This window comes from Legionella hackeliae (assembly GCF_000953655.1).
Taxonomy (GTDB): domain Bacteria; phylum Pseudomonadota; class Gammaproteobacteria; order Legionellales; family Legionellaceae; genus Tatlockia; species Tatlockia hackeliae.
This window is the reverse complement of record NZ_LN681225.1, coordinates 935,964-948,274: the sequence shown is the minus strand read 5'-3', so window position 1 is coordinate 948,274 and position 12,311 is coordinate 935,964. Positions and strand designations below refer to the sequence as shown.

Sequence of the window (12,311 nt, the reverse complement as noted above, 5' to 3'; positions counted from 1 at the left end):
GGATAAGAGTGCTGCATGAATGACAATGATAAGCTTGCAACGATTCGTAATCAAATTGACAAGATAGATAAAAAATTTTTTGATTTATTGCGTGAGCGAGCTACTCTTGCTTCAGCAGTCGCTAAAATTAAACAAGAACAGCATTCTCCGATTTATTATCGCCCTGAGCGTGAAGCACAGATTCTGCGCTCCATTACAAAGAATAATGACAGTCTCCTCCCTGACGGTGAAGTAGCACGAATTTTTCGAGATATCATGACAGCCTGTCTTGCCTTGCAACAACCACTCACTATAGCCTACCTAGGCCCTGAGGGCACCTTCACTCAACAGGCCGTGGAAAAACATTTTGGTGAAAGTGTCACAATGGTTCCGGAACTTTCTATCCCTGAAGTATTTAAACAAGTAGAAAGCGGCAATGTTCATTACGGCGTTGTACCTATTGAAAATAGTACGGCAGGGATGGTTAATGTCACACTCGATAATTTGATTAACAGTGAGTTACAAATTTGTGGCGAAATTTCATTACGCATCCGTCATCATCTGGCGCGTGTTGCACCTAAAGAACCATTAGAAATTATTTATGCCCACCAACAAGCACTAGCGCAGTGTCAACATTGGCTTGCTGTTCATTACCCTCAGGCGACATTAAAAGAAGTGGCGAGTAATGGTATTGCTGCCCAATTGGCATCGAACGAACCTAAATCAGCAGCGATATGCGGTGATAAAGCTGTTGAAATCTATAAACTTCAAAAATCCCATCAACATATTGAAGATTATCCAAATAATACAACTCGTTTTATTATTCTAGGTAAGCAGCTTCCTGCAGCTAGTGGCTTTGATAAAACCTCATTAGTTATCTCTACACCCCATGAACCTGGCAGTTTAATTCAATTACTAAGGCCCTTTGAAAAATATAATATTAATATGACCTCCATTGCTTCGCGCCCCTACCGCCATAGAAATTGGAGTTATCTCTTTTTTATTGATTTTGAAGGCCATCAATCGGAATCTCCTATTCAGGCAGCGTTAAATGAACTGTTAAGTAGTTCAATAATGATGACTTTGTTAGGCTCATATCCTCAAGCAATGGGTTAACCTTGAGTTTATAACTTCGTCTCTTTTTACTGGCTCAATAAATCAATGTCAACTTTAAAAAATTTTCTCTTTTGAAACATTTCTTTAAGATTTTCTTAAGCTTGTGGTGCTAAGGTAGTCACATTTTAAACGGCCTGTGTAGAGGTAGTTGAAATGGGGCGAGACCACGAGATTATTCAATTTCGACTAGAGCAAATCCAGAACCTAGTTCATGAGTTGCAAACAATGCCTGTTTTTTCTCTGCTAGTTGAGGATTTACAATCTAGAATTTCCTCTTTCACTGCTAAACTATCCGCCTTAAGTCCTGAGTTTTTGCAAACAACCCCTGAAGAACTCACTAATCTCGAACTTCTGCTTTTCAAAGAGACTATCAAAATATTACGCGAAGCAGTCAGTCAACAGTCGATAGCTGAAGACTTGAAGCTAAAATTATCAGTATTGGAAAATAATGCTCAGCCTTTATCAGACTTAACCCAATATGTGCGTCAATTTAAAGCGCTAACCACTAAAGAAACATCTTCAACTAATATGCAGCAAACAACATCCGCATCAAATAATCCGTCGAAAACCAAGAGAAAAAATAAACATCCAATAATCATCGACGATTCATTTCCGCCTCCACCCGCATCACTTCAAGAAAAAATTAATGATTATTTAGTGGGCTTAAAGAGATTTGAAAAGACGTTCACTCTTCCTCTGATGGATAATACCCATCAACAAGATTATGTGTTGCATCCATTACTTGGCTTATTTAAAGAGAAGACTGACTTTTCACAACGAGTACTTTCAGAAACACAAAAGAGAGTAAGGAATTGCATTCATGAAGTAGGCTACCATGAAATTTTAGTTAAAGAACTTAAAAATGCCACGCATAACTTAGAAACAAACTATCAAGAATTAACTAATCTTCATGCCAACATATGGGCTCGATATACAAAACTCACATTCACAACAATGGATACTACAGAATTAACTGAAAATCTCGTGAATGCGCAGTTAACACTTCTTAACACGATAGAAACTTTTCTAAAAAGCCTTTCAGCCATTTCAGCAACAAATAGAACGAATACCGAATGGCAATACTGTAAAGTAAATTTAGTGATGTTTATTGAAGCAATCTACCGCGAATTAAAATCAAAAAATTTACCAATTAATCAAGATGCTGTCGAAGAATTCAGAATAAAATGCTTGCAGCATTTAGGTGAAAAAACTGGTTTTTTCAACTTCATTGTCACTACTAAACCATTGGAAGAAGATGTTATTCAACGTCTGTTAAAAGATTTATTTACAGGTCAATTCAGCAAAGACAGAGCAACCTTAGAAAATCAATTTGCTGTTATGCAACATTTCATCAGTAAAATAGAGACCTTTCCTATTCATATCATTAAAGATTATGTTTCTTTAACTGATTCTATAGAAAAGCAAAGCACAACTATTCACGATAATCAAAGACGTATTTTGGAAGAAATCACGTTAGATTTATTGCCTAAATTACAAAGGAGTTTAGACCTGTTTTTTTTATTTTCGCCATCGGCAGTAGATAAAAAAGCCAAAGAAACAAGAAAAAATTTACAATCGTTAGAGAAAGAGCTTACAAAATTTTTAAAGCAATTTGATGAAAAGGAAACACATCAGCTTGCGATGATGAATTCCCTCAAAGAAAAATTTCTCTCTATCCCCAAGAATGAAAAATTGGATTGGGATAGTTTGCAACAGATAGTGGGTTTATTGCATGAAATTAATGCAGGTGTGAAAAATGATTTCGAAAAATTTGATCAGTTAGCAACACGTTTTAAAGACCTAAAAAACTCTACCCTAAAAGATATTCGCTCTCTAAATGAAGCCTACAATGCTCAAAAAGAAACAATAGGCCTTGAGCTCAAAGAAGCACTCATTGATACCCAGACAGCATTAGAAATTCAATATGAATATGAGGAATTTGACCAGGATGCTATTAACACGAAAATAGCTGATCAATTAAATTCGCCTCAGGCATTTCTCTTGAGTCTTCAACAATCGAGCTTACCTCTCGAGAGTTTATTACTTAGTAAAAACAATTTTCTACTACAGTTAAGTGATATTATCACTCGCTCAAAGATTGTTTTTAAAGAGAAACTTTCTAAACATTTAACTACTATTACACAAGAGTTTCATAGTCCTTTGTCTACTCCCCTTACTGACAATAACCCTTTTAAGGCAAGTGTTCAAGAAAAGGAGAAAGATGCTTCTGACGCTTTTCAAAAATTAACTGCTCTTTACCATGCCTTGGATGCCACTCGTGGTAAAGATTTGAAAGATTGGGTAAAAAGGTTAGAAGACATATTTAATGTGGTACAAGAACAGATTAAACAACGCAATCAAACTCGTGATAAAGCCCTGGAAATAGAGCGGCGCTTACAATCACCCGCTTATCAAACCTCAATAACAGCACTTGAGACGTTAAGTGAAGAATTTTTACGTATCCTCAAAGAATATACTCCGGCCGCACTCACTCAACATCCTGATAATCCAGAACTACAACAGGTTTATGCGTCGATTACTCATGATAATTTTGATATTCATAACGACTGGCAAAAAGGCACTTTAGATAAAATTGATTCTCGATTGTTTGTTCTCCTTTCTATGCACCGCGAATTCGAACAACTTAATAATCAATATATCAATAAAAACTTATTTTGCTCTGATGCTACCTATCTAGATGAACTTACTAAGAAGGTGGAAATGCATCTCGATAATAGCCACATGGAAACTCTTTCTAATGCAAAACGGTCAGCGCTTATTCAGTGGATTCGAACTCATATTTTGCGTTCACTACAAGCAATTAGCCATCGAGTCATCAACTATCTTAAACCCAGTGAAACTACACGGCATCGCTTCTTCGTGACTTTAGGTGCTTGCCAAACTGAACATACATTAGTAAAAGCAGGTAATGAAGTATACGAAGTATTAAAATCTTTAACACCTGTAACTGCTTAGACAGAAGAGAGAAGTTGGCGCGCTAAAAGCAGATCTTCCTGGGTATTTATATCCTGTAACGGTTGTGTGCAAGCTTGCTCTACTCTGATTTTGTGTCCAGCCCACAATACTCTTAATTGCTCTAATGCTTCCGATGCCTCAAGGGCACAGACGGGCCATTTTACAAAATCCAGTAAGAATGATGCGCGATAAGCATACAAACCAATATGACGAAAAACCTGTTTGATATTCTCAGGCTCATCACGATTAGCAGGAATTGCACTTCTTGAAAAATAAAGCGCGTTATTCCAGCAATCACGAACTACCTTAACAATATTAGGATTGTTAAGTTGTTGATAGCTTTCCAGAGGCCAACATAAAGTGGCCATAGGCGTTTGTGAGATAGAGAGGCTTTCTGCAACTTGTGATATAAGTTGAGGCGCAATAAATGGCTCATCTCCTTGCACATTTACAATAATATCGTCTGAAGCAAATGGAACTGAGGCCACTACTTCTGCAATTCTATCCGTTCCGGTTTGATGGTGCACCGCCGTCATTTGAACCGTAGCCCCAAAACTTTCAGCATGTTCGGCAATAATTAAATTGTCAGTAGCAATAATAATCGAGGTGGGGTTTGCTTTAAGCGCTTGTTGATACACACGCTGAATCACGGTAAGTCCATCTATCTCCATCATTAACTTGCCAGGCAAACGCGTTGATTGGTATCGAGCTGGAATAATTACATGGAATGCATGCGTCATAATTGTTCTTTTTCCTCTAAAGGAATTAAACGAGCTTCTTGTTCAAGCATCACTGGTATACCGTCGCGAATGGGGTAAGCCAGCCGATCAAATCTACAGATTAGCTCATTTTCTTTAAAAATTAATTTACCTTTGCAAAGCGGACAAACCAGAATTTCGAGCAAGCGCTTATCCACGAGTATCTCCTTGTGTTATTTGATTGCGCACATAAACAGGAACTGCCTCGGCAGCTGTAATGGCTTTTATAGTACCATTTAACGCTAGACGAAGCATCGTTTGAGCATGGGGATAAACAACAACTTGTTGAATAACTCGTGATTGAATACTCTGAGGAAGGTCTTTAAGGTAAGGTTCGTATCCTATACCCGCTATCATTAAAGACGAGCTTGATGACAAGTTCAATGCAGACATATCTGAAACGAATTCCTCTGCATCCCATTGTTTATTTGCATAACAAGCCCAATAGACTTGATTCATGCGGGCATCAATCATCGCCAGGACTTCAACTTTTTCAGCCATCTGATGTTGATGACAGGCTTCATCAGCAATGGCCGCAAGACTACTCACTGGAAACAAAGGAAGATCATGCGCATAGGCTAAGCCTTTGGCTATGCTGCATGCAATACGAAGACCTGTAAAACTTCCAGGCCCCCTGCCATACACAATACCATCAAGCTGATTTAACTGATATCCAGCGTCTACCAATAGTTGGTCAATCATGGGAAGGAGTAATTGAGCATGTTGGCGCTGGGCACCTTGTTCTTTACTTCTTACATTCCCATTTATGCATAATGCAACAGAGGCACAGCTTGTTGATGTATCAATGGCTAGCAGGTTCATTTTTTAAAGCCAATTCATTTATAAAAGTGAGTACCGTCAGTTCTTCACGAGTTTTACGTAATGTAGGTAAACTCGCAAAAATCAGACGACCATAATCTCTTCCTGTTAATCGAGGGTCAGCAATCATTAATACGCCTCGATCGGTAACATCCCGAATCAGACGTCCGACCCCTTGTTTTAAAGCCAATACGGCGTTGGGGAGGGCCAATTCATCAAAACCCGACAGCCCTTGCGATTTAAAATAAGCCATTTTTCCACGAACGAGAGGATCAACCGGACTGGCAAAGGGTAATTTATCAATAATAACACAAGATAAAGCCTCCCCTTTCACGTCAACACCTTCCCAAAAGGTTGCAGTGCCTAAAAGTACCGCATTTCCCAATTGCCGAAAACGTGCCAATAATATGGGTTTAGCTTCTTCGCCTTGGATTAAAAGCGGGTATTTTAATGTATTGACCAGCCTTTGAGCAACCAGTTTCAAGGCCTTATGGCTTGTAAACAAAAAGAAACAACGCCCTCCACACGCATTAATTACAGGTAATGCTTTATCCAATAAGACGTCATAATAGCGTGCATCTTTAGGATCAGGTAACTCACGTGGCAAGTAAAGTAACGCTTGTTCCTGATAATTAAAAGGGCTTGTCAACATTAAAGTATGAGCATTTTTTATTCCAAGGGGTTTTAAAAAACAATCAAAGGAAGACGCCATTGTTAACGTTGCAGACGTAAAAATATAAGCCCGTGACTCTCTCATTAGCATGGTATTAAACGAGTCTGCGATATCAAAAGGTGTAGCTTGAAAAACAAGACTATGTTTAAAACGCTCCAGCCATCGAATTTGTACGGTGTCAGTTTTTGTAAAATATAATAGACCTCGTTTTAAATCTTCCAATCGCTTAAAACAACGCGTAAATCCAGGTGTCTTTTCAAAATCAGCATCGTTTATACAATTTAGGACACTATCTACCAACGCCAATAATGCTTCCCATGCATGGATAAAGGCTTTGTTTCGCTCTAATATATCCCAGGCTATACGCTCTTCATGAGTAGGTAACGCCAAACACAGTTGATCAACAATCTGATCTGCTTTTAAGCTTAATTCTTTCAAAGGTTGGTTGACTAAATCAAGCACAGGCCACTCACGTATTAAGTCATCAAGTAACTCACGAATTTGACGTGTACCTACCCGCTCCCCATGAAAATTAGCAGCAATTTCAGCCAATTGGTGAGCTTCGTCAAAGATAACGGAGTCAATATCCGGTAATAGCTCACCGAAACCATCCTCTTTTAAACGGGAGTCAGCAAAAAATAAATGGTGATTAATAACGACAATATCAGCATCAAGCGCTCGTTTGCGTGCTTTCATTAAAAAGCACGTTTCATGGTATTCACAATCACTACCTAGGCAATTGTCAGTAGTTGAGGTTACATAAGGCCATGCGGATGAATCTTCTTGAATTTCAGGCAACTCAGAGCGCTCTCCCTCAGTGAGTTGCGCTAGCCTTTCGCGGATATGTAATAATTCATGCATGGCTTGAGGATTTACAAACCGACCTTCCTGAGCATGTAACTCGATGCGATAACGACACAGATAATTCGCTCGCCCTTTGAGATTTTGCAAGCGCACTGAAAGACCAAGTGCTCGAATAAGCATGGGGAGATCTTTTTGAAACAATTGATCTTGCAACGTTTTTGTTGCAGTTGAAATGAGTGTTTTCTTTTTACTTAAAAGAGCCGGTATAAGATAGGCAAACGTTTTTCCTGTTCCTGTACCTGCTTCAGCAACCAAGATCGTTTTTTCTGTAATGGCTTTTGCAATAGCGGTAGCTAATGTGATTTGCGGTGCGCGTGCAACAAAACCAGGAATGGCAGTTGAAAGCCGACCTTTCTCTCCTAATACACGCTGACAATGCATAACTGCATCGTCAGCGAGCGACATTATTTCTTCCACTCTTTTTCGAGATATTGAATTTTATCTTCAACGCCTTCCCAGGACTTTGCATCCTCAGGAGCTTCTTTTTTAGCCGTGATATTTGGCCATGTTTTGGCTAACTCAGCATTTAAAGCCTGGAATTGCTTTTGCTCTTCAGTGAGGTCATCCTCAGAAACAATCGCCTCGACCGGACATTCTGGTTCACAAAGCGCGCAATCAATACATTCATCGGGATGAATAACTAAAAAATTAGGTCCTTCATAAAAACAGTCAACAGGACATACTTCAACGCAATCTGTATATTTGCATTTAATGCATTGTTCAGTAACAACAAAAGTCATGTTACCCCTTCTTTACGTAATTAAATAATGAGCTTATTAAATCATAAATACCCCATAATCGGCTAGGGTAAGTCTGAATTTTATGAACTGAACATTGCTCATAACTTTAATCGAAAACCAGTCTAGGCCCTAGAGGAACAATTTGGGTAGGATTAATTGTTTTATGACTGAAATAATAATGCTGCTTAATATGTAGAAAGTTCACTGTTTCCCGAATACCTGGATAATAATATAACTTTTTTAAAAAGGCCTGTAACGCTGGATAATCACTAATGCGTTGCCGGTTTGTTTTAAAATGACTGTAGTAAACTGCATCAAAACGAATTAACGTCGTAAATAATCGCCAATCTGCCTCTGTAAGTACATCGCCTACCAAATATTCATGCTTACTTAAATGAATTTCTAATTCATCGAGTGTTGCAAATAATTCGTTATAAGCCTTTTCATAGGCTTCTTGTGTGGTCGCAAAACCACATTTATACACCCCGTTATTCACTGTGTTGTAAATTTTATCGTTAATCGCATCAATCTCCGAATGCAAAAATTCAGGGTAAAAATCTTGTTTGTCACCAGTTAGATCATTAAATGCATGATTAAATTGACGGATAATTTCTGCAGATTCGTTGTTGACAATTGTTTTCTCTTTTTTATCCCATAAAACAGGAACCGTGACTCGTCCTGTATATTGCTCATCCGCCTTGGTATAAATTTCATACAAATAATTCAAACCATACAGATTATCGCCTGTTGCCCCCATCTCTACTTTGAACTCCCAACCATTTTCAAGCATATGGGGATGCACAATAGAGATCTCGATATAGTGCTCCAGTTTTTTAAGCTTTCTAAAGATTAATGTGCGATGTGCCCATGGGCAAGCCAGGGATACGTATAAGTGATATCGATCTTTTTCAGGAAGAAACGGTGCATTTGTTTCATTTTTGATGGTGTTTCTAAAATGCGTAGGTTCTCGTTTAAAAGTCCCTCCCGTTTTAGAGGTGTCATACCATTGATCATGCCAATGACCATCAATTAATAGTCCCATTATTCTTCTCCCTAAGCTCGAATGCATCTTTCTAAATGGTAGTCGCTATATTAATAAGAAGCGAAAGTTCTTTTGGATTTCATTTAGACTAAATTTATTCAAAAAAAGTGAAAAGCTCATCCACGCACTTAAGGCGGCTAAATCTTTAAACGGTGGAGGTAAGTACACAGGAGGAATTAATAAACCGCGCTCTTTCAACTCTAAAAGTAAGGGTAAATCATCAAGAATGAGTTTACCGGTAAAAAGTAAGGGAATAGAATCGATTCGACGCTGACTTATGGCGAAGCGCATATAATTGTAGATTAAAAGAAATCCTTTTGCATAGGATAAATCTTTGGTAAATGGGCCACCTTCCGGAGTACTTCCGCGAAATACGCGCACAGTATGGTTGTAGCTATCCTCTTCGGTTAAGCCACATTCGATAAAGTAGCGGTAGATATCAATAAAATTCGCCCCTTGTCTGACCTTATCCAATGCGATAACCCGATTAGTAATTTTTCGTACACGTGCAGGGTAAGACGAAAAAGTGACAATTTCAGTAATAACTGCCAAACCTTCCTGGATAACACTACTTGAGGGAGAGCCTTTACCAAGAAAAAAGCAATAAGGTTGGCTGCCACCATTTAAAGTAGTACCAACGTGAACCCACCCCTCATGAACTTCAAGGTACTTCAAATCACGATCGCTAAACATCGCCTGCTGACTCAATTTGATGGTATCTGCTCCCGCAGAAGCATCCGCGACCATATCATCACTTACCATTACCGTCACTTTACCTGGATGTTGATCAAAAAATTGACTCAAACGTTCCTGTAACAGCTCTTGTGCTTGTTGTGGCGTATGTCTCTTTAAATCAGCTTCGGATTTAAGTTGAACTTCGAGCGCTGTTAACACATCAAACAAGGATGTACCTAACTCCGATAATCGTGGCCCACCAGAATAGAATGCATCATTCGGACTACCGTAAAGCTCCATTGCCAGTTCACAAAATGCCGGAGTGCCTCGAACATCCAACATTTGAACCGCGCGGGAATACTCTTCACACTGACGTTTGATTAACCGGGTAACCGGTGAATATTGTCCAAGTTGGTTTTGTGCATCCCGAATAAGTAAACGAAACTCTTCTTGCTTTTCAGTAGCATTAAATGGCAAAGGTTTACCAAGATAATAATCTCTATCAATCTTTGGCAGGGATTGTCCTTTTTTGGCAAAAAAATCCTGTTTAATTGTATCATCCCACTTAATACTATCCAAAATACGGATGGTTCGCTGCGCCTCAACGAGACGACCGGATAGTTCCTGGATAACACGTAATTCTTCTGATTCCACTGCCATAGTAAACCTTTGACTTGAATTATGATGCCTCTTCTGAGATCGCAGGATCTAAAGGAGGTGCAATACTTACCATTGCATTTTTATTTTGTGCCGGTAAATCATAAAAGCGACTAATATTATTATCAGTTAACGGTCGAGGAACTACTAGTGCCTGTCCATTATTACTACGTAAATATAGTGCCTCACCATTACTAGAATAATTTGAACAGGCAGGTAAAACTAACACCGAAAGAACCATAAAACCAAATTTTTTCACAACAATTTTTCCCCATTTAGATAAGCTGCAAATTTCGCAGAATCTGTTCCAATCCCTGATGATGGTCTTCAGACAAAGATGTTAACGGCAATCGTAACTCATTCTTCATCAACCCCATTTTACTTAATGCCCATTTTACAGGGATAGGATTAGCCTCTACGAAGAGTGACTGATGCAGTGGCATCAGTTGTTCATTAATTTTTAAGCATCCGGCAGGATCATTATCAAATGCTGCATCCGCTAATTTGGCCATTTGTCTTGCAGCCACATTGGCAGTTACAGATATAACTCCTCTTGCACCTGCTAAAATCCATTGAGCAGCCGTTGGATCATCCCCACTATAAACATCAATACCCTCACACAAACGCAAAATTTGCTGCAAACGCGTCATTTGCCCTGTAGCTTCTTTAATGCCAATAATGTTTGAAATTTTTGCAAGTCTTGCTACTGTTTCAGGTAGTAAATCGCAAGCTGTTCGGCCGGGCACATTGTACAAAATGATTGGAATCGCAACTGCTTTGGCAATAGCACTATAATGTTGATAAAGCCCTTCTTGAGTGGGTTTAATATACGCAGGCGTCATGATAAGCGCCGCATGAGCACCACATTCCATTGCTTCCTGTGTCAACGTTATACACTCTTTAGTTGCATTTGCCGCGGTCCCCGCAATAACAGGAATTCGTTCGCGAGCTTGATCAATAACTGTTCTAATGACTAGAAGTTTTTCTTCATGAGAGAGGGTCCCTGCTTCCCCAGTCGTCCCTGCAGCAACAATAGCATGGGTACCTGCCGCAATATGAAATTCAACTAGTTCGCGTAGGCATTTAAGATCAACTGCGTCATCCTGAATAGGTGTGGCTAATGCCACGATACTACCACGAAACATAGCACTCTCTTTTTATTAAAATCGATTTTGCCAATACTACTGGGGGATCGATAATTTCTCAAGCGTAAAAGAGAAACTTACCTGTATCCTTAACTATTCATTTAGGCATCCAGTCACGACAATTATCGATCAGAATAGTCCCTTTTCGATTTGATTTTTTGCAAATTCCAAGGCTTTTGTCTCTGCTTCATTTGGCGTTGGGAACGTTTTTCCTACTGATTTTTTGATAATGTATGTGTACTGTTCATGATGAAAAATCAGGAGATATTTCCCTGCATACTTGCCATTACATTTTTGAGATGAATACTCAAATTCTATTCCATGATAAGTCCCTTTCATAATCTTCTCACTGATCTGTTTTTCCTTTCTTGTCCCTACTTTTAAAGTATAGATTAAAAGATTTACTAATTAGATAATTTTTAAACAACAAAAGATTTTTCTCTTTTATTTGGAATGGTTATCTTTTGAGCAAATGATCTTTTTTTGTACTAATATCTCTAGTGAAGGAACAACGTTCAAGAGGAGCTTAACCATGAAGCGAGTAATTTATGTTATGTTTTTCTTGGGGTTATCGACTACGGGATTAGTTTCTTGTACTGCCACTCAAGTCGGTACTGCAACCGGAGCTGCTGCAGGTGCAGGTATAGGCTATGCGGTTAGTGGTGGAAGCGGCTGGGGTACTGCAATCGGTGCAGGTGCAGGCGCTTTAATCGGTAATCAAATTGGTCAGGAACAAGACAGGAGAAATTGGTACTATAGAAATGGCTACTATTATTATTACTAATTATCAGAGTAATAATTTCTAGATTCTCAGATTCCATTTTGTCTTGATTATAGGTCCTGCTAAACTATGAAGTTATTAAGGCA

13 protein-coding genes are annotated in these 12,311 nt (G+C 38.8%); 3 read left to right on the top strand and 10 right to left on the bottom strand.

Annotated elements, in window-relative coordinates; genetic code table 11:
• Positions 1–15 precede the first annotated feature (15 nt).
• Positions 16–1,095 (top strand): prephenate dehydratase, encoded by a 1,080-nt coding sequence (gene pheA / locus LHA_RS04335; RefSeq protein ID WP_045105448.1) that lies wholly within the window; start codon positions 16–18, stop codon positions 1,093–1,095.
• 153 nt (positions 1,096–1,248) lie between these two features.
• Positions 1,249–4,071 carry a hypothetical protein gene (locus tag LHA_RS04330; protein ID WP_045105447.1) on the top strand — a complete coding sequence of 941 codons (2,823 nt, stop codon included), beginning with the start codon at positions 1,249–1,251 and terminating at the stop codon, positions 4,069–4,071.
• Here the strand turns inward: LHA_RS04330 and kdsB are convergent.
• The 10 genes from kdsB to LHA_RS04280 all read right to left on the bottom strand — a co-directional run bounded on the left by kdsB (position 4,068) and on the right by LHA_RS04280 (position 11,783).
• Entirely contained in the window at positions 4,068–4,811 is a 744-nt protein-coding gene (kdsB, locus tag LHA_RS04325; RefSeq protein WP_045105446.1) for a 3-deoxy-manno-octulosonate cytidylyltransferase, read from the bottom strand. The genes LHA_RS04330 and kdsB overlap by 4 nt on opposite strands.
• The gene (locus LHA_RS04320; protein WP_045105445.1) at positions 4,808–4,987 is read right to left on the bottom strand and encodes a Trm112 family protein; all 180 of its coding nucleotides are present in this window, start codon (positions 4,985–4,987) and stop codon (positions 4,808–4,810) included. Before LHA_RS04320 ends, kdsB begins: the two co-directional genes overlap by 4 nt.
• A complete protein-coding gene (gene tsaB / locus LHA_RS04315) occupies positions 4,980–5,651 on the bottom strand; it encodes a tRNA (adenosine(37)-N6)-threonylcarbamoyltransferase complex dimerization subunit type 1 TsaB (RefSeq protein ID WP_045105444.1) in 672 nt (223 codons plus the stop codon). Before tsaB ends, LHA_RS04320 begins: the two co-directional genes overlap by 8 nt.
• Positions 5,632–7,590, bottom strand: a complete 1,959-nt coding sequence (locus LHA_RS04310) for an ATP-dependent DNA helicase (RefSeq protein ID WP_102046631.1) — start codon at positions 7,588–7,590, stop codon at positions 5,632–5,634. Before LHA_RS04310 ends, tsaB begins: the two co-directional genes overlap by 20 nt.
• Entirely contained in the window at positions 7,590–7,925 is a 336-nt protein-coding gene (gene fdxA, locus LHA_RS04305) for a ferredoxin FdxA (protein WP_045105442.1), read from the bottom strand. The genes LHA_RS04310 and fdxA overlap by 1 nt, the downstream gene beginning before the upstream one ends.
• A 106-nt stretch (positions 7,926–8,031) precedes the next feature.
• Entirely contained in the window at positions 8,032–8,967 is a 936-nt protein-coding gene (locus LHA_RS04300; protein WP_045105441.1) for a glutathione S-transferase family protein, read from the bottom strand.
• Positions 8,968–9,012: 45 nt separating this feature from the next.
• A complete protein-coding gene (locus LHA_RS04295) occupies positions 9,013–10,302 on the bottom strand; it encodes a flavohemoglobin expression-modulating QEGLA motif protein (protein WP_045105440.1) in 1,290 nt (429 codons plus the stop codon).
• A gap of 19 nt (positions 10,303–10,321) precedes the next feature.
• A complete protein-coding gene (locus LHA_RS04290) occupies positions 10,322–10,558 on the bottom strand; it encodes a hypothetical protein (protein WP_045105439.1) in 237 nt (78 codons plus the stop codon).
• 16 nt (positions 10,559–10,574) lie between these two features.
• Positions 10,575–11,444: a 4-hydroxy-tetrahydrodipicolinate synthase gene (gene dapA / locus LHA_RS04285; RefSeq protein ID WP_045105438.1), complete on the bottom strand. Its 870-nt coding sequence runs from the start codon at positions 11,442–11,444 to the stop codon at positions 10,575–10,577.
• A 129-nt stretch (positions 11,445–11,573) separates the two neighbouring features.
• Positions 11,574–11,783: a hypothetical protein gene (locus LHA_RS04280; protein WP_045105437.1), complete on the bottom strand. Its 210-nt coding sequence runs from the start codon at positions 11,781–11,783 to the stop codon at positions 11,574–11,576.
• Between the two features lie 193 nt (positions 11,784–11,976).
• Between LHA_RS04280 and LHA_RS04275 the strand changes: the two genes are divergently transcribed.
• Positions 11,977–12,228, top strand: coding sequence for a glycine zipper domain-containing protein (locus LHA_RS04275; RefSeq protein WP_045105436.1), 252 nt, complete (start codon positions 11,977–11,979; stop codon positions 12,226–12,228).
• The last annotated feature ends 83 nt before the right edge of the window (positions 12,229–12,311 follow it).